Raw genomic sequence first — 15,939 nt, forward strand, 5'->3', positions numbered from 1 at the left:
AGGCAGAGACGGTGTGCCATAGCGTCTGTCTCTGCTCCAGTGCCTATGCTGTGATCGACTAACGCTTGTTAGTGAGCAGCTTGTTAAGATACTCCACGCTGCGTTTCACAGTCGTATCTTGATCCATGATGTTTTCCACAGTTTTGCAGGCGTGGATCACCGTTCCGTGGTCGCGCCCACCGAATTGATCTCCAATTTCCTGAAGTGAATGCTCGGTGATAAGGCGACTCAGATACATTGCTATTTGGCGTGGGAATGCAATATTTGCTGGTCGGCGTTTGCTCACCATGTCAGCGAGACGCAGGTTATAATAATCGGCGACGACCTTTTGGATCTTTTCCACAGTGATCTTAGTTTGCGCCTCTTCCCTAAGGATATCCGCGAGAAGGTTGTCTAAAACGTCCTCATTGATGACGCTGCGTACCAGAGATTGATAACTAGCGACTCGTGTGAGTGCTCCCTCCAGTCCTCGGACATTGCGAGATACGCGTTCGGCAAGGTAGTGCAAGATGCTATCTTCGAGGTTTAGCTTCAGCCCTTCAGCCTTTTTACTCAAAATTGCGACACGTGTCTCCAAATCGGGGGCTTGGATATCGGTCACAAGTCCCCATTGGAACCGAGATACAAGTCTTGCTTCAAGCTTGGCAATTTCACCTGCGGGTCTGTCTGAGGTAATGAAAATCTGCTTCTGCGATTCAAAGAGTTCGTTGAAGGTATGAAAAAATTCTTCCTGTGTGCTCTCTTTGCCGGAGAGGAAGTGGATGTCGTCGACGAGCAGTAGGTCGACGCTGCGGTAGCGCTGGCGGAATTTAGTCAGCGTGTTTTCCTGAATCGATCGGATGAACTCATTGGTGAATTTTTCCGACGAAACGTAGGCCACGGTCATGTTGGGGTTGTTGCGGATGGCATGGTGTGCGACCGCATGCATGAGGTGAGTTTTACCGAGCCCTGTTTCACCGTAGAGAAAGAGCGGGTTGTAGCTCCGCCCTGGATTGCTAGCGATGGCGATACTTGCTGCGTGGGCCAGTTGGTTTCCTGGTCCAATCACAAAGTTTTCGAAAGTGTTCTTTGGATTGAGTTGGAAGCCTTTCACCTTTCGAGAAGACTCGCCATTTGAAGGAACGCTTCCGCGTGCCGCTGGGGTTCCTGAAAGAGATCGGTCTGCGAAAGACTGATTGATCCCTTGACCCAAATTTCCGTGGCTAGGCGAAGTATCCTCGCTGGGTGCCTGCGCTGGCGCTTCGGTGCTTTCCATCGCGACAATATCGACCCTCACTGACCGTCCAGCTGCCATAGATGTTTGTTGCTGAAGGAGATCGAGATAGTTGTCTTGGATCCAGAAAGATGCGAACTCATTAGGGGTAGCGATGGTAATCGCATCATCCTCTACACGTGTGCATTGGAGCGGTTGAAACCACATTTCAAAAACATCCAGTGGGAAGATATTCTGAATCTCAGACAGGACGGTGTTCCAGAGGGGATTTGTTACAGGGAGAGAAGACATTAGAGTGAGCCGTGATAACGTTTATTCACAAAATATTGAGCTGGCCTAGTGTAGGGTTCACAGGGCTACTTGCCCGCAGAAGCCTCAGGTTTGCCAAGTGGAGTCGGAGCGGGCAGAAAAGCGGCGACAGATGAGGGAAAAGCAGATTTAGCGTTCATAAGTTGTTGATAGAGAAAAGTTAAAGAGATAAAAAATTTTTACCTATCTTAAACTCCAGGAATCCTGCTCTGAGTTTTGCCCGAATTTAAGAAAGAGGAATTAGAGATGTCGAAAGAATCGACCGCTCGATAAGGTGTTTTCAAGGTGAAGTTTTTCCCAAGTTATTCACATTGCGCTGGGGACATTTTTTTGACGAAAAAAGTCCTGGTTGTTACCGTGTTGTAACTTAGTTCTAGGTCGTTGAAATTAGGTGAGTTGGGAGATTTTTCGCGGCTCTCACCTCTAAGGTGAATGTGTTGAATATTTGGTTTTTGGGGTTGGTTGGCACAGAAAAAAAGTCTTTCGGGGTGAGGCTGGGGGGACCTGGATTTTGCCCTCAGTGTCTTCCCACGAAGTGCAAGACAAAAAATCGCTAAAATGTGAAAATATCATTCCCATTTCTAAGACGTGAAAAAGGGACTCCGCTGGATTGCAGAGTCCCTTTGAATTTAGGCCAAAAAATGTTCGGCTACAGCCAATCTGGGTTATTTGACCTCGATATGAGCCGCTTTTGCGGACTCTCGCTTGGCTAATTCAAGACGGAGACGACCATTCTCGAGCGTGGCATCGATTTTCTTTGAGTCGACTGACTCGCCGAGGCGTAGTGCCAGTTCATAACGTCGATCTCTCGTCTCTCTATAGAGCACGCGAGCATCTGTTGGAATTGTCACTCGTTGTTCGGCCGTGAGTTCTAGAATACCTTTCTCGACCTTGAGGTTGATTTGATCCCGAGCAACCCCGGGCAGGTCTACGCTTACTTGATAGGTGTCTGCTTTCTCGATGATTTGGTAGTCAGGCGAGACGGTGGCTAAATCAGAAGCATATGTGTCTGTGGATATTGTGTTCATCGTATCTAATGAGGTTAGTTGATTTCGATTTGAGATGGTTTGGCTGATGCTTTTTTCGGTAGGCTGAGTTCGAGAACGCCGTTTTTGTAATTGGCTTGGGTAGCCGCCGTATCGATGTCGTCTTTGAGGCGGATTCTTCGAATGCTCTGCGCTGAGGGTGCCGTATTTTCCTCACCGTTTTCCTTCCGAATGGAGATGTTTAAGACCGATTGTTCGATGTTGATCTCAAAGGCTTCTTTATCCAATCCTGGAGCCTCGATACGGACGTAAGCATTATCCTCGTCTGCAAATAAGTCTACAGGGTAGCCCGTGTTCTGTAGGACTGGTTCGAGCCGTGGCGAAAATACGCTGCCCAGGATTGAATGGATTGAGTCAAACGGTGATATGTATGTATTTCTGAATTTTGGTGTAAGATACATGAGTTTCCTTTGTTGAGTTAAGTGGTGGTGTATATGCGATAATGATGCCACTAGTAATAGTTGTATAAGTGCATGATAAATAGGAATTTAAGCTATCTCTTAATTCTCTATTAAGAGACATTATGACCCACATATGTGCCGCTATTTCTCCTTGCTTCTCAGTTTCTAAATAGCGCCATTATGACGCATTCTGATTATGGCTTTCTTGTAGCGACGGATATTGGTAGGATAGGCTTCATGGAAGATAGACTCGTGGAATTGGAGCAGAAGGTCGCCTTTCTTGAGCGCCACGTGGAGGAGCAAGATACTGAAATGCTGCGGCTAAGCCGCTTGTTTAATCAGCTTTCAGTGAAGCTGGAGCGTGCGGAGGAACGCATTCGCGACCTTACCAACAATGAGCCGAGTGACGGTGATCGACTGAATCTCCATGAGAAGCCCCCGCACTATTAGGCTTTGGCCCCTATAAGTGGTGTTTATCAACTTGCGGATGCGCCGTAGTTAACATTGTATTATCAGGAATATCTCTAACCTATTAAACCCAGGAATCTCTCATGAAGTTGATCAAAGCGATCATCAAACCATTCAAACTTGAAGATGTTAAGGATGCCCTATCTGAACTCGGTATCGAAGGCATGACAGCCATTGAGGTAAAAGGATTTGGACGGCAAAAGGGTCATACGGAAATTTACCGTGGCTCCGAGTATACAGTCGATTTCCAGCCCAAGGTCATGATTGAGGTCGTCGTCGTAGACGATATTGTGGACAAAGCAGTTCAGGCGATCGTATCGAATGCCAAGAGCGGTAAAATCGGGGACGGAAAAATCTTCGTGCTTCCAGACGAGGCTGCCTATCGTATCCGGACTGAAGAGACAAACGAAGAAGCGATCTAGCTGTTTTTCATCAAGTTTAGTTCAGCCGTAGCTCCTTTGAGTCACGGCTTTTTTTTGACCCAGTGTTGCTGATGGTCTCAGGAGTGCTCTTATCCATGATATGCTCAATAGTCTATCTCCCAGAACCCTCGGCGCCCTGATCGCCGCTGTTATTGTTTCACTCCTAGTGACTGGCTGTGGCCACACTTCTTCATCAGTCAGTGAGGCTGGGTTTAGCCCGTATTTGATTGGCGATCCGACACCAAGGACAGCGGTGGTCGCAGCTTATCGGCCAGAGATCGTAGCCTTGATTGCTGAGATTGAGCGCATGCCCGAAGGCCAGATTGACCAGGTTATCCAACGCAAAGGAGTGACCTACCATGTCGGTGAGGTATACGGAGAGCCCATTGTCCTCTTTGTGACTGGCATGAGCATTGCCAACGCAGCGATGACGACACAGATGGCCATCGATTATTTCCCGCTCGAGCGACTTCTCTATTCTGGTATCGCTGGAGCCATCAATCCGGAGCTCGACCTAGGCGACGTCGTGGTGCCTGAGCGTTGGTATTATCATGACGAGTCAGCCTATTTTAACCCATCTGATACGGAAGAGAGCGGCTATATTCTCGCTGACTATTACGCGGATAACTCGGGATTTTACAAAGACCTTCACGAGGGAGATCCGACGCAGCCCAACTATACAAATATCGGTATGATCTTTCCCGACGAGGTTTCCGTGATCAAAGAAGGTTGGGATCGGCCCCGACGCACGCCTTACTTTTCGGCAACGGACTCGCTTATTGCCTCCGCTCGGGAAGCGGTCGCTGGAATGCCAACACTTTATGTCGGTGATCGCCCTGCCCAATTGATGGTGGGCGGCAACGGGGTGACGGGAAGCGTATTTGTCGATAATGCTGAGTATCGTGAATGGACACGCGAAGTCTACACTGCGGAAGTTACGGAGATGGAGTCCGCCGCTGTGGGTCAGGTCTGTATGATCAATGAACTCCCTTGGGTTATCGTGCGCGGCGTGAGTGACTTGGCAGGGGGCCAAAAGGGTAAGAACGATGAGAATGTCTACGACGGCTTGGCTTCTGAACATGCAGCTAAGGTCCTGTTCGCTCTGCTAAAAGAGATTGCTGAAGATTGATGAGGTATCTGGCTCTGCTGTTGGTGTTTATCTCGGGCGTCAGGGCAAATGGTCCGCTGACTGTCTATGCTCCCCGTCCATTAGTGGCATGGATTACTCAAGCCGTCGGGAGCGACGCTGTTATCTTAGTGGATACGGCAGAGCGGTCTGAGTTAGCTCTCGCCTACCGAGAAGGTGATGCCCTCGAGGCTTTTGAAGGATCGGTTGTTTATCTGGCGGACGGCTTGCCTTTGGAGAACTTGGCGGAGCCGGATCGCATACCGATCGAGCCGCGGTGGTTGGGCTTCTTGCTTGTTGCAGTCAGCGAAGTCTTAGCGGAGGTGCGACCTGAACAGGCGGACTCCTTTTTCGATCAAGCAGGCTCAATTGCCAAAGAACTACGCTTGGGGACCTATCAAATCCGGCGCAGTCTTCGCGGGGTGGAGACTCCTGTGTTACTCTATCCGGGAATGAGTGCTGAATTGAGTGATGTTTTAACGCATCTGGGGATCGAATGGCAGACTGTAGAAGATGGCCTAAAACTCACACTTCCACCGATCGAGACTTGGGAGTCGATTTTGAGCCCTTACCAGTCGGTAGCCTCGGCGTTGCTCAAGCTACATCAGGGAGCACCAGATCCCCAATAAAAGTCACCCGCTCTTGCATATCTTGAAGGCATGAACGGACTTTACGGAACTCTTTCGCAAGGAGGTCGAAGGTATCACTCAATTGAAAGAGACCGGATAATTGATGATGCGACAGCCGCTCAAACTGGCTGATACCCATCTGGGCATAAACTTCTGGACTGGGAGCCGCTTTACGCTCTACGCGTTGTCTGAGATGAGCATCAAAGAGGCTAGTCACCATGAGAGATAGGTTTGCGACGCGCGCTCGGACGTAGAAACGGCGTTCACGTGGTGTCCGTTCAATATGCTCCATGGCTTCGCTGATGTAGAAGTAGGCTATATTTCTACCTAGGCCATGACGGTTGCGCCGCGACACATTGGCCAACGTGGTGAGTAAAGACGCCACGTAGTCGGCGGCATCGCGGTCATCAATTTTGGCATCTCTGAGTAAACGCCGCACGATAACATAAAAGTACAGCTGGGGTGAAACGGGGAGCACTTCCGAGATGGTGATGAGGCTCTCATACAGTGCCTCGTTGTCGAGGACCAGGTCGCGTGATTGATCATCGCCCAGAAGCTCTTGAAGGGCAGAGCTACTAGTGTCTCCCTGAGACAATACCTGGTCGATAAACTGCACATCGCAGGCAGTCAGCCGGTTACGGCAAAACGGGACCAAGACTTCCATACCCAAGACTTAGCATCGCTTATGCCATCGCGCCCCAGGTCAGTGTTCATCAGGGATTTGATGTGCCTTGAAGTATATGTGGTAGATTTTTCCGGTCTTAGTTGCCGCGATCGATTGCCATGGGCTGGCTCAAAGCTCAAGCCAAGCAATGGCTGTCGCCATCACTCTAATTACAGAACTCGAGCTAAACCAGTTTCCCACAGATTGGGTAACATCTTTCCGAGTTAGCTTAGGCTATCCGAAGTTGACTGCATGCATTCGTCTTATAAAAGTGTATGCATGGCTCAAGTAACAATCAGACGAGTGAAGGAAGCGTGGATAGCCGAAGCCAAGCGAAAAGCCCAGTTGCGTGGTGAGTCCATGAATCAAGTCCTCGTTGATGCTCTGCAGTCTGGATTGGGTTTAGCTGGAGAGGACAAAACAAACGGGCTTGAGCAGTTTTCAGGAAGTATCCCTGATAACTCTGAGGCCGAGACAGAGTATTGGGCGCGATTTTTGAGTGATGACTTGAAACAAGTTAATCCCGACGACTGGAAGTGAAGCTGTTTCTCGACACTAACGCCTACTCGGGATGGTTGCGCCAAGGGCTGTGGCATGAGCCGATTACACGTGCAGAGGAGGTGCTATTATCTCCCATCGTATTGGGCGAACTGCGGGATGGCTTCAAAGGAGGACGCCGCGCATCTGACAACGAAGCCAGACTCCTACAGTTTCTCAAGCATTCTTCTGTGACGCTTGTGCCGATAATGGAGTCTACCAGCGCGGTTTATGCGGAACTTAAACAACACTTACGTAAACAAGGCACTCCGATTCCTGAAAACGACATTTGGATCGCTGCGTCGACGATTGAACACGGCTGTGTATTAGCCACTGGTGATCAGCATTTTGAGTATTTGCCGCAGGTGCGCACCCTGGACGTTCGTGCGTTCTAATAGGTAAATGCCGTCGCGGTCAGGGAGAGACCAACGACACAGATAAATGCTCCGATGCCGCGTGTACGGCTTTTGCTGGTGTAGATCCAGTCGAGCCAATCACGCATCTTATAAGGCATGCCGCCGAGGTAGATCGCCAAGGCTATGCCGACATAGACCACTCCCGCCATGTAACGTCTTTGAGGAAAATCCCACTGCATGTAGGCAGCGTCGAGAAATACAAATGCCGCCAATAAGCCCAGGCCTGCTAACCCGCGCACAGCCAGGAAATCGGGGACGTAGATAAAGCTGAGTAATGCACCTACGCCAAAGACGATAAGAAGCTTATCCTTGTGGTTGCCGAAGTCTGCTTCGCCGAGCTGCGATACATGGAAGAGGAACCAAGCGGCGCTGATCGCGATCAGGACGTAAGCTGCAGACTTGTTTCGTGGAAAAGCCCGGGCGATTTTTTCGCTCGTAGCGTTTCCGAATAAAAAATGAGCTCCGAGTGCCAGCGTGAGCAGGCCGACGATGAGGTTGGCGAGGAAAAGTGACATGACGTGGGGTGCTAGACCGCAGCTACACGCAGCTGTGCCGCGTCTTCTATGCCTTCCAACACAAGATCACCCATCAGCGTACTCACTGAGGCCTCGTTGATACGCACTTCGACCAGTTCGCCAACTAGGCGCTCTGAACCGGTGAAGACGACTTTGCGGTGACCCCGTGTCCGTCCCATGTATTTACTTTCACCCTTGCGAGCTGGACCTTCCACAAGAATCTCCTGAGTGGTGCCGACGAGGCTTTGGTTATACTGTATCGATTGGTCTTCTAGGATATCGAGGAGCACTTTGAGGCGCGCTTCTTTCACCTCTTGAGGGACTTGGTCTCCGCGGTCGGCAGCATCGGTTCCTGTGCGTTTTGAATACTTAAACAAAAAGGCCATGGGAAAGCCGATTTCTTTAAAAAGTGATACTGTATCTTCGAACTCAGCGTCCGTTTCTCCGGGAAACCCGACGATGATGTCGGTAGAAAAGACCATCTGTGGTGCTGCAGTGCGCAGGTCTTCGATGATGCGCAGAAAACGCTCGCGGGTGTAGGTGCGCCGCATTTCCTTGAGAATCCGGTTATTGCCGCTCTGCATTGGGAAATGGATATATTCGCAGAGCTTGGGTAGATCGCGGTAGGCCTCGATGAGGTCTTTGCGGAAGCCCACTGGGTGCGGGGAGGTAAAGCGGATCCGCTCAATGCCATCGATGGCGTGAACGCGTTCGATGAGGCGCACAAACGGGCTTTTGCCGTTTTCCCTTCTTAAGAAATCCCGTCCGTAGAGATTTACGATCTGGCCGAGTAGGGTAATTTCTTTGGTGCCATTGGCCGCCAGTTCGCGCGCTTCTTCTACGATATCGTCCATGGGGCGACCACGCTCGCGGCCCCGCGTTTTGGGAACGATGCAATAGGCGCAGTTCATATTGCAGCCCTGCATAATGGAAACGAATGCGCTGATTTTGCGCTCCGTGCCGAGGTGGGCTCGAATGGTGTTTTGGGATCCGGTTTCTTCGTCGAGATCGACGATAGTATTTGGTTTGGGCCCGAGGCCTTGTTTCGAGCGTATGATGTTATCCAGGTGATCGGGGACCTGGTGAAATTTCTGCGTGCCGACGACCAGGTCGAGGTCGGGCAGGCTTTTCAACAACCCTTCGCCGCGGTTTTGAGCCATGCAACCCATGATCCCTAAAACATAGTCGGGTTTCTTTCGCTTATTGGCAGATAAGTGCCCCGCTTTCCCAATAGCTTTCTGCTCTGCCTGGTCGCGCACCGAACAAGTATTGAGCAGGACAACATCCGCTTGATGCTCTGTAGACACGATTGAATAGCCGCGATCTCTGAGCATCGCAGCCACTGCCTCGGAGTCACGCTCGTTCATCTGGCAGCCGTAAGTCTTGATATATACGCGGTTCATCGTGTGTTGGGAGTCGTAAGGAGATGAACGACAAGGGGATACTTGTCAATGACGACGGGCTTCCTGGTGATCCTATTGAATGAGTCGTGGCAAAGTGCTGGAGGGCGGCGCTTCGTCGCCGCCTTGAATTCCGGTTACGGCTATCCGCTAGTATAGTCTTAGCACGCTCTAATTCCGCGTCGGTGTGGGCGACGGAGCCGGCACGCTGTCGAAAAAGTCAAAATTGAAGTCGAAGAACGCCGAGAGCACGAACAGAACGACCGCGACGATCAGGCCCATGACGATGGCGGCAAGTAATCCCACAGGAATCATGATTAAGGACACCCAAAACGCCTTACCGACTCCTATCTGATGCCGCTGGTGGATGACGATAGACTGGATCACGAAAGCAATCGTCAAAGTAGCCAAAAGATAACCTGGCTCGCCCATCTGAGAGGGGTCTTGTACTGAGACAGCTTGAAGCACGGTCGACGCGATCAGATTGATAACCGATGCAATGAGCATCGTCAGGAAGGCATTCCCGAATCCAAGTCGTTCCTTAATCGCGAATTTGTAAGCAATGCGGAATATGATGGTAGAGAACAGGCATCCCAGCACGCCCCAGATGAGTAGGGTGGCAAAATTGATGAGCATAGTTTCCATTATTGAAGCTTAGAAATGGCGGGTGGCCGCTGGGGACGTCAATGCCTCAAGCGCCGATGTCTGATTTACCGCCGGTCTTCCTGACGACCTCAATGCCCGTGATGCGCATGTCTTGGCTCAGCGCTTTGCACATATCATAGACTGTTAGAGCTGCGGCGGATACTGCGGTGAGCGCCTCCATTTCAACTCCGGTTTTTCCGCTGAGTTTAACGGTCGACTCGATACGAATGCGACTCTGGTCTGGCTCGGGACGGATGCATATTTTGATGCTTTCGAGCAGCAAGGGATGGCAGAAAGGGATCCAGTCTGCCGTGCGTTTGGCCGCCTGGGTGCCGGCGATGATCGCTGTCTGAAATACCGGACCTTTTTTGGTCGTAATATCCCCATCGCGTAGTTGGTTCATCACCACGGCGGGCACCTCAATGTATCCTATAGCTGTGGCCGTGCGTTCAGTGACGGCCTTTCCAGAGACATCCACCATCGTAGGCTGATTGGAGGCGGGGTCGATATGTGAAAAATCAGGGCTCATGGTCATCAAACTCTAGGTCTCCCGCAAAGAGGCAAAGATACAAAGCAATTTATTAGGATTTGTTGTATTACAAAGAGCCTTGAAGGCCGGCGCTTCGTCGCCGCCGGAGCAGTTGCTGAAACACAGAATGCCTCAGATTGAATATAAACACTCAAAGATGATTAGAGAATCGACGTAGTGTAGGGTGATCGCGAGAGCGATTGCCAACGGGTGCTCAGATCCCAAGGTCAGGCAACGGCTATCGCCGTCATCCTACGGGTAGGGCCGCAGCGCCGAGTCTGTCGATTACGGCGAACCGTCCTTTCCGTTCCATATATCCCAGAATAGCCTCAAGCTAAGGCTGTCTACCTCCTTGTGCAATCCAAGAACCACAGACGCAGCGATACCTCCGTAACCACGAAATGCTCCGCATTCTGGAATCTGCGTCCTGCCGCTGATGGGAATACTGCATTTTGATTTGATGCACCGATCTCCCAAGTCGCATCGGGCAGCCAAGCAAAGCGAGTCTAAGCAGCTAGGGAAATCCATTTTAGATTGAAAACCAATCGTTTGCTCAAGCACAGAGAATGGAGCCTCCCGCTTCATCTTATTAAAGACTCTACGGCCTGAACGCTAGATTTGGACATACAGTCAAAATCTTTTTATCGAAGGTATACAGTTTTAGGCCCAAATCTTCAGCCAGGCAGACATATTGACTGTCATACGCCGAACACCCGGTTCGTCGGGAGGTGGAAAGCACTCGTTGAGCAGGAAGATTATAACTCTGCCCCTCCATCATTTCACAAGCTAGATTCAGGGTTTGGTCCGCGACCTCAGAAGACACCACTCCTTGCCGCTCCGAATTAGATAAAACACTCAGAAATTCATCGAGCCATAAACGCGGTGCGATCCAATCCGATTCGCTTTCACGCAGTTTCACGACTGCATCCGTTTGATCTCCCTCGATGAGCAGATATGCGATAACGTTTGTATCGACGACGATCATGAACGCCCGTCTTTGATAGCGTTCTGTAAAAACTCTTGGCTTATCGGAACTCGATTTCTTTCTCGGTTCAGCCGGATCCGATGCAAAAGATCCGCATCATTTGTTTTTTGAGGGGATGTCGCTGCGGCTAATAAATGAATGATTTGGCGGTTCAAGCTGCGTCCATTTATCTCTGCCATATTTTTTAATCTTTTGTGTAAATCAGCAGGAAGCTCTTTGAGTGTTATGTGCATGGTTCCAAAAAGGTTCCAAAGTGGATTTATGTCAACGGGCTCTTGCTATCAGACTGGGAAATGGGTTAAATAGAAAAAGCTTTCTGCGGGTTTCTGCGCATTCTACTGGCTATTCAATTCGTATAGTTTTTTGAACATGAGTGCCCAAGGCAATCGCTCTCGCGATCACCCTACGGATTGTCAAAAACTGCAGCCCCTTTTGAAGCATGAGAGCCGGTTCGGCTAGCGGCTCTACAGCTGGACGCTCGCCTTGTTTGTTGAGATAAACGACAGCGATTATGGGTGCCGGCTCACCTAGGAAACGGGCATCTGCGTCGCGGTAGCGTGCCGACATCCGCTTGATATTGTCGCGCTCAGGCAGAGTAACTTTCCCCGCCACACCCCCGGTCTGTGCACCCAGAAGAGATCCAAGAAAAAGGCTGAGACACACGCTTAGGCAGCGGAGCATCATTTTGTTAAAACAGCAAAATGGCTCAGATTGAAGGACGGAATCGACAGTTTGGTTGATCCTCTGGCTTGATTCTTCACCCAAGCTGTTTCCAGTCGCTGTATGATCCGTTCATCGCTTTCCCTCTTCCTCGCTATGTCTCTGGCCGTCACCGGTTGCAAAACAGTGCCCGAGCCATCTCCCGAACTTACGCCGGTTGTCATGCAGTTCGATTGGATTTTCAATGCCCAGTTTGCGGGCATCTATCAAGCCATCGAGCAGGGTTATTATGGAGACGCTGGCATTGAAGTGCAGATGCGTGCCGGTGTTACTCAGGCCGACACCGTTCCTTCGACCTTGGCCGAGCCGCTCATTAGTCTCGGCTGCTCTGAGCTCAACGTCCTCTTGGCCGATGTGGCTGCGGGTCAGCCTGCCGTCGCGCTGGGGACCATGTTCCAGGACAGCCCCATGGGTTGGATGTATTTAAAAGATGGCCCCGTCGCCGCCTTCACCGATCTCCCTAAAGTGCGCGTCGGCATTCATCCGGATGGAGCGCGCATCTTGAACGAACTGCTTATTGCCGCAGGAGAGGACATATCAAATTTTGAGACCTTCGAGGCGTCCTACGACCCCAGTCAGCTTTTCGACGGTAGCGCTGACGCCCTGCAGTGCTACTACATCGACGAGTTTGTGAAGCTAGAGCAGATGGTGGGAGACAACGCCGGGGTATTTCTGGCAAAAGACCAAGGCTACCGCGCCTACTCACAAGTCATGTTCACCCATCGTGACACTATCGAATACCATCCCGAGCTCGTATCCGCCTTCCTCAAAGCAACCCGCGATGGCTGGGCCTACGCGCTGGCTAACCCCGAAGAAACGGTCGACCTCATCATCGAAAAATACAACCCCGAGCTCGACCGTGCCTACCAGATAAGGTCCCTCCAAAAGATCACCGAGCTCATGATCCCGGAAGGCGGCTATCTATTCGAGCCCATGGATCCGACGGTCGTCGAAACCGTCCTCGCCGGCCTCAGCGAGAGCGGCCAGATCGACGCCGAAGTCGATATGGAGACCTTACTCCAGCAACAGTTCCTACCCAGCCCCTAAGCCTTGGGGCCTGTAGCGTAAGAACAGGCTGCCTTTGAATTGGGGCATAGCAATGCAACCCCCCTTTCGGTGGCGGCGAAGCGGTGTGATTTCGACTGACGTCAAAAACAGCCTCTCTTTGCGAAGTATATGATGACAGTGATCCTCGCTGTGGCTTGATCTTACCTCTGGTATTCGGCCCCCTCGGCGAGGCGGCCCCACCCGATGTCGTTTCAGGTAGGGCGTTTTCGCCGAAAGCGCCGGGCCGTCAACTACCAGACTCTCTAAGGAAAACATGCAGCCGAAAAGATGTATCTTACCGATAGAAGTTCTCACGAACACAGGCTGCTGACATCGATCGAAATCACACCCGCAGCGAAGCGCCGCCCTCCATCGCCCTCAATGATTGGAGGGGCACGCTTTGACGTGACCCATAACCTCGGCAAGGTCAGACAATCCAAGCCACCGAATTGGTGCAAAATGCTTCCGGTAGCAAAGGTTTCACGCAAGGGAGCAATACGGATACTGGGCTTTGCGATGAGGTATGATGCGACGCGCAGCGCTGCTCAGAAGAAAACCCTCGCCTCCGCTCACCATCGTTCTAGCCTTTTCCAATATCACGCACATGAAATTACACAATCCATTGATAAATAGATGTTTGTATATTAATATATGGACGTGGTGCTTGCCCGAGAAACGGTGATATGACGACGATTCGTTGATATAATATTAACTGTTGGCAGAAGAAATGAAAGCTAGGTTGATCAGCACAATCATCAGCGTTTTGGCCATCGGACATCTCGTAGCTTCCAGTAGCTACGAGGAAATGATGAAAGAACACCAAGATGGATTCAAAAGACTTCCTCAGTTCACTAAAGCTGCCAAACAGTTTGAGCATCTTGAGCTTATCGAAGGGTTACCCCATCCGAGCTGGGAGCGCGAGAAATTAAAGGAAGAGATCAAAGAGAAAGAAACCTTCAAGCTACATGGTTTCAGTTTTTACGAACGCCCCCTAAAAATCACTCCAGATGACGAAAAGAAGCTGAGAGACATAATCTCAAACAAAAAACATACCAAGTCTTCGGAGGATTGAAGCTCTGCGGGGGATTCCACCCCGACTATTGTGTGAAAGTCCAAAGTAAGGGAGAAACCATATACTATTTTGTATGCTTTGGATGTCATGAGATGAAAGCCTACGCAGGTAAGATAGAACTTTATGCAGATTTGACCGACGAAGGATATGACGCATTACGAGAACTCCTCACACCATATGTAGACCAAAGACCAGCACTAGAGCTTCCTCCCCCTCCACCACCACCTGAAGAATTCAACAATGCCAACCAGACGGAGTGATCAACGTCGCTAGCGCGCCGTCGATCATCCTTCGCGTTAGGAGACTTAAATATATGAAAAAATTTATAATCTTAATTTTCTTTAGTTGCTCAGTCTTTGGTATTCCTGATCCAATTCCAAAGCCTCATTGTTCCATAAGTGAAGCCCTTAAAGCAACAATCGAAAATTTTCATAAAAGTAAAGTAAGAGAAGATAAAACTAAAAATACTTTTCCTAGAGAAGTAAAATATATAGAAATGAAACTGAACAAAAATGCTCCAAAACAATGGGGCTGGAAAATTTTGCTGATCACTGATTTTGACACATCACAGTCTCAAACTTACTTTGTCGCAAAAGACATGAAAATCACACTTATAGACATAACCGACTAAACTCCTAACCAACGGATCAACCTAATAGCGTCCATTCGCTTCACTCCTTCCAGCTATAGGTTATCCTGAACGTTCTGTAGAAAAAATGAATCTCTTCAAAACAGACATCCAAAAGACCACACAGCTTATCGAAAAGGCTATCGAAAAACGGGTATCAAAAGAAATAGAAGAGAAGCATTGGGTCACACATTACGGAGCAAACGATATACACCCCAAGCACCTTGTTTATTGGATTTGCGTGCAGAGCGATGAGCAGAAGGAGCGACTTGAGCGCGAATCAGCTCTAAACAAAGAACTAAGAGAATTGCTTACCAAATATAACTATCCAATATCTGGAAGAAATGAGGTTTCTATCGGCTTTGAATCCCAAGAGACTGTTGATAGAGAATCATCTGGAAACTGGTGGCACCATTGGAAATAACAAAGGGCAGAACCAGAATGAATGAGAAGGCGGCACAGAATCTGATCCCTTCTCGTCATGGAAAACGCTAACAAAGACACCTACACCCTCGGCCTCGATCTTGGAAACGCTACGCATGCCCTATGCGTTTTGAATTTCGCCGGAGATATCGTCAGAGAACACAATAGCCAACAATAAAGAAGCTCTCTCCTGCCTATCAACGCACTATCCCAGTTCCACCATAGTCTTGGAAGCGGGGGCACACGAGGCACTCCGGCGCCGGCGAAGCGCCGCCCTCGTGTGCCCGGCATGGGCATGAACTAATCATATGAAACGAAATGATCGGAAACACAGACAGTAACCGTAGTGAAAGGCAAGGTGGACGCCGTGAGGCCAAGCTGAAAGAAGCCTGTAGCAAAGACACGACCGTAGGAACACGAACGGATAGTGAGGCAGGGTGCGAGCGATGAGCGTGCGAGGAAACGCAAAATCCAACCGTCTGCGAAAGGCGCACCATGTAGAATCCGGCGGCACGGGTCGAAAGTTCATGCACCTTACCCGGGGAGATCTGTGCTGTGGCTTACGCCACAGCGCAGAAGTCAGCAGAGGTCGTAGTAGTGATGATGCCCTTGGAAACTTGGGCGGAGCGAAGGACCGAAGAAACAGCAACGCAACATCGACACATCGTCTATCTGTATGGGCGTGTAGACAAACGAAACCTGTAACCAGTCAAGTGGCCCTGCAATATCGGCAAGTTCCACTCA

At 50.1% G+C, this 15,939-nt stretch carries 21 protein-coding genes; 10 read left to right on the forward strand and 11 right to left on the reverse strand.

Annotated features, from left to right (window positions below):
• Positions 1-58: 58 nt before the first annotated feature.
• The 3 genes from dnaA to HRU10_10135 form a co-directional block, all read right to left on the reverse strand.
• A complete protein-coding gene (gene dnaA, locus HRU10_10125; protein NRA27589.1) occupies positions 59-1,504 on the reverse strand; it encodes a chromosomal replication initiator protein DnaA in 1,446 nt (481 codons plus the stop codon).
• A gap of 683 nt (positions 1,505-2,187) precedes the next feature.
• Positions 2,188-2,550, reverse strand: coding sequence for an Hsp20/alpha crystallin family protein (locus HRU10_10130; GenBank protein NRA27590.1), 363 nt, complete (start codon positions 2,548-2,550; stop codon positions 2,188-2,190).
• 14 nt (positions 2,551-2,564) lie between these two features.
• The gene (locus tag HRU10_10135) at positions 2,565-2,969 is read right to left on the reverse strand and encodes an Hsp20/alpha crystallin family protein (GenBank protein NRA27591.1); all 405 of its coding nucleotides are present in this window, start codon (positions 2,967-2,969) and stop codon (positions 2,565-2,567) included.
• 180 nt (positions 2,970-3,149) lie between these two features.
• Here HRU10_10135 and HRU10_10140 point away from each other — a divergent pair, with 180 nt between their 5' ends.
• The 4 genes from HRU10_10140 to HRU10_10155 all read left to right on the forward strand — a co-directional run bounded on the left by HRU10_10140 (position 3,150) and on the right by HRU10_10155 (position 5,614).
• A complete protein-coding gene (locus tag HRU10_10140; protein NRA27592.1) occupies positions 3,150-3,419 on the forward strand; it encodes a SlyX family protein in 270 nt (89 codons plus the stop codon).
• A 101-nt stretch (positions 3,420-3,520) separates the two neighbouring features.
• Positions 3,521-3,859 carry a P-II family nitrogen regulator gene (locus tag HRU10_10145; GenBank protein ID NRA27593.1) on the forward strand — a complete coding sequence of 113 codons (339 nt, stop codon included), beginning with the start codon at positions 3,521-3,523 and terminating at the stop codon, positions 3,857-3,859.
• Between the two features lie 100 nt (positions 3,860-3,959).
• Entirely contained in the window at positions 3,960-4,988 is a 1,029-nt protein-coding gene (locus tag HRU10_10150) for a 5'-methylthioadenosine/S-adenosylhomocysteine nucleosidase (GenBank protein ID NRA27594.1), read from the forward strand.
• Entirely contained in the window at positions 4,988-5,614 is a 627-nt protein-coding gene (locus tag HRU10_10155; protein NRA27595.1) for a hypothetical protein, read from the forward strand. The genes HRU10_10150 and HRU10_10155 overlap by 1 nt, the downstream gene beginning before the upstream one ends.
• Here the strand turns inward: HRU10_10155 and HRU10_10160 are convergent.
• Positions 5,580-6,278, reverse strand: coding sequence for a hypothetical protein (locus tag HRU10_10160; protein NRA27596.1), 699 nt, complete (start codon positions 6,276-6,278; stop codon positions 5,580-5,582). The two genes, HRU10_10155 and HRU10_10160, sit on opposite strands and share 35 nt — an antisense overlap.
• A 279-nt stretch (positions 6,279-6,557) precedes the next feature.
• Between HRU10_10160 and HRU10_10165 the strand changes: the two genes are divergently transcribed.
• The gene (locus HRU10_10165; GenBank protein ID NRA27597.1) at positions 6,558-6,818 is read left to right on the forward strand and encodes a hypothetical protein; all 261 of its coding nucleotides are present in this window, start codon (positions 6,558-6,560) and stop codon (positions 6,816-6,818) included.
• The gene (locus HRU10_10170) at positions 6,815-7,210 is read left to right on the forward strand and encodes a type II toxin-antitoxin system VapC family toxin (GenBank protein ID NRA27598.1); all 396 of its coding nucleotides are present in this window, start codon (positions 6,815-6,817) and stop codon (positions 7,208-7,210) included. Before HRU10_10165 ends, HRU10_10170 begins: the two co-directional genes overlap by 4 nt.
• Here the strand turns inward: HRU10_10170 and HRU10_10175 are convergent.
• From HRU10_10175 to HRU10_10205, 7 genes are all read right to left on the reverse strand, one after another.
• Positions 7,207-7,746, reverse strand: coding sequence for a hypothetical protein (locus HRU10_10175; protein NRA27599.1), 540 nt, complete (start codon positions 7,744-7,746; stop codon positions 7,207-7,209). The two genes, HRU10_10170 and HRU10_10175, sit on opposite strands and share 4 nt — an antisense overlap.
• 11 nt (positions 7,747-7,757) lie before the next feature.
• Positions 7,758-9,149, reverse strand: a complete 1,392-nt coding sequence (gene miaB / locus HRU10_10180) for a tRNA (N6-isopentenyl adenosine(37)-C2)-methylthiotransferase MiaB (GenBank protein NRA27600.1) — start codon at positions 9,147-9,149, stop codon at positions 7,758-7,760.
• A gap of 168 nt (positions 9,150-9,317) precedes the next feature.
• Positions 9,318-9,782 carry a hypothetical protein gene (locus HRU10_10185; GenBank protein ID NRA27601.1) on the reverse strand — a complete coding sequence of 155 codons (465 nt, stop codon included), beginning with the start codon at positions 9,780-9,782 and terminating at the stop codon, positions 9,318-9,320.
• 55 nt (positions 9,783-9,837) lie between these two features.
• Positions 9,838-10,320 (reverse strand): cyclic pyranopterin monophosphate synthase MoaC, encoded by a 483-nt coding sequence (moaC, locus tag HRU10_10190; GenBank protein ID NRA27602.1) that lies wholly within the window; start codon positions 10,318-10,320, stop codon positions 9,838-9,840.
• Between the two features lie 598 nt (positions 10,321-10,918).
• On the reverse strand, positions 10,919-11,305 hold the full coding sequence (locus HRU10_10195; GenBank protein NRA27603.1) for a type II toxin-antitoxin system VapC family toxin: 387 nt from the start codon (positions 11,303-11,305) through the stop codon (positions 10,919-10,921).
• Positions 11,302-11,538, reverse strand: coding sequence for a hypothetical protein (locus HRU10_10200; GenBank protein NRA27604.1), 237 nt, complete (start codon positions 11,536-11,538; stop codon positions 11,302-11,304). Before HRU10_10200 ends, HRU10_10195 begins: the two co-directional genes overlap by 4 nt.
• Positions 11,539-11,647: 109 nt before the next feature.
• Complete coding sequence (locus HRU10_10205) at positions 11,648-11,989, reverse strand: hypothetical protein (GenBank protein NRA27605.1); 342 nt, start codon at positions 11,987-11,989, stop codon at positions 11,648-11,650.
• Positions 11,990-12,088: 99 nt separating this feature from the next.
• Between HRU10_10205 and HRU10_10210 the strand changes: the two genes are divergently transcribed.
• The 4 genes from HRU10_10210 to HRU10_10225 all read left to right on the forward strand — a co-directional run bounded on the left by HRU10_10210 (position 12,089) and on the right by HRU10_10225 (position 15,196).
• Complete coding sequence (locus HRU10_10210; protein ID NRA27606.1) at positions 12,089-13,072, forward strand: ABC transporter substrate-binding protein; 984 nt, start codon at positions 12,089-12,091, stop codon at positions 13,070-13,072.
• Between the two features lie 727 nt (positions 13,073-13,799).
• Positions 13,800-14,144 (forward strand): hypothetical protein, encoded by a 345-nt coding sequence (locus HRU10_10215; GenBank protein NRA27607.1) that lies wholly within the window; start codon positions 13,800-13,802, stop codon positions 14,142-14,144.
• 313 nt (positions 14,145-14,457) lie between these two features.
• Complete coding sequence (locus HRU10_10220) at positions 14,458-14,775, forward strand: hypothetical protein (GenBank protein NRA27608.1); 318 nt, start codon at positions 14,458-14,460, stop codon at positions 14,773-14,775.
• An 85-nt stretch (positions 14,776-14,860) separates the two neighbouring features.
• Positions 14,861-15,196, forward strand: a complete 336-nt coding sequence (locus tag HRU10_10225) for a hypothetical protein (GenBank protein ID NRA27609.1) — start codon at positions 14,861-14,863, stop codon at positions 15,194-15,196.
• The last annotated feature ends 743 nt before the right edge of the window (positions 15,197-15,939 follow it).

The sequence above is a fragment of the Opitutales bacterium genome (assembly GCA_013215165.1).
Lineage (GTDB): Bacteria > Verrucomicrobiota > Verrucomicrobiia > Opitutales > JABSRG01 > JABSRG01.

What these genes read in the sequence shown, in the direction of transcription:
- dnaA (NRA27589.1), bottom strand. Translation starts at nt 1,504, where the DNA reads ATGTCTTCTCTCCCTGTAACAAATCCCCTCTGGAACACCGTCCTGTCT.
- HRU10_10130 (NRA27590.1), bottom strand. Translation starts at nt 2,550, where the DNA reads ATGAACACAATATCCACAGACACATATGCTTCTGATTTAGCCACCGTC.
- HRU10_10135 (NRA27591.1), bottom strand. Translation starts at nt 2,969, where the DNA reads ATGTATCTTACACCAAAATTCAGAAATACATACATATCACCGTTTGAC.
- HRU10_10140 (NRA27592.1), top strand. Translation starts at nt 3,150, where the DNA reads ATGACGCATTCTGATTATGGCTTTCTTGTAGCGACGGATATTGGTAGG.
- HRU10_10145 (NRA27593.1), top strand. Translation starts at nt 3,521, where the DNA reads ATGAAGTTGATCAAAGCGATCATCAAACCATTCAAACTTGAAGATGTT.
- HRU10_10150 (NRA27594.1), top strand. Translation starts at nt 3,960, where the DNA reads ATGCTCAATAGTCTATCTCCCAGAACCCTCGGCGCCCTGATCGCCGCT.
- HRU10_10155 (NRA27595.1), top strand. Translation starts at nt 4,988, where the DNA reads ATGAGGTATCTGGCTCTGCTGTTGGTGTTTATCTCGGGCGTCAGGGCA.
- HRU10_10160 (NRA27596.1), bottom strand. Translation starts at nt 6,278, where the DNA reads ATGGAAGTCTTGGTCCCGTTTTGCCGTAACCGGCTGACTGCCTGCGAT.
- HRU10_10165 (NRA27597.1), top strand. Translation starts at nt 6,558, where the DNA reads ATGGCTCAAGTAACAATCAGACGAGTGAAGGAAGCGTGGATAGCCGAA.
- HRU10_10175 (NRA27599.1), bottom strand. Translation starts at nt 7,746, where the DNA reads ATGTCACTTTTCCTCGCCAACCTCATCGTCGGCCTGCTCACGCTGGCA.
- miaB (NRA27600.1), bottom strand. Translation starts at nt 9,149, where the DNA reads ATGAACCGCGTATATATCAAGACTTACGGCTGCCAGATGAACGAGCGT.
- HRU10_10185 (NRA27601.1), bottom strand. Translation starts at nt 9,782, where the DNA reads ATGCTCATCAATTTTGCCACCCTACTCATCTGGGGCGTGCTGGGATGC.
- moaC (NRA27602.1), bottom strand. Translation starts at nt 10,320, where the DNA reads ATGAGCCCTGATTTTTCACATATCGACCCCGCCTCCAATCAGCCTACG.
- HRU10_10195 (NRA27603.1), bottom strand. Translation starts at nt 11,305, where the DNA reads ATGATCGTCGTCGATACAAACGTTATCGCATATCTGCTCATCGAGGGA.
- HRU10_10200 (NRA27604.1), bottom strand. Translation starts at nt 11,538, where the DNA reads ATGCACATAACACTCAAAGAGCTTCCTGCTGATTTACACAAAAGATTA.
- HRU10_10205 (NRA27605.1), bottom strand. Translation starts at nt 11,989, where the DNA reads ATGATGCTCCGCTGCCTAAGCGTGTGTCTCAGCCTTTTTCTTGGATCT.
- HRU10_10210 (NRA27606.1), top strand. Translation starts at nt 12,089, where the DNA reads ATGATCCGTTCATCGCTTTCCCTCTTCCTCGCTATGTCTCTGGCCGTC.
- HRU10_10215 (NRA27607.1), top strand. Translation starts at nt 13,800, where the DNA reads ATGAAAGCTAGGTTGATCAGCACAATCATCAGCGTTTTGGCCATCGGA.
- HRU10_10220 (NRA27608.1), top strand. Translation starts at nt 14,458, where the DNA reads ATGAAAAAATTTATAATCTTAATTTTCTTTAGTTGCTCAGTCTTTGGT.
- HRU10_10225 (NRA27609.1), top strand. Translation starts at nt 14,861, where the DNA reads ATGAATCTCTTCAAAACAGACATCCAAAAGACCACACAGCTTATCGAA.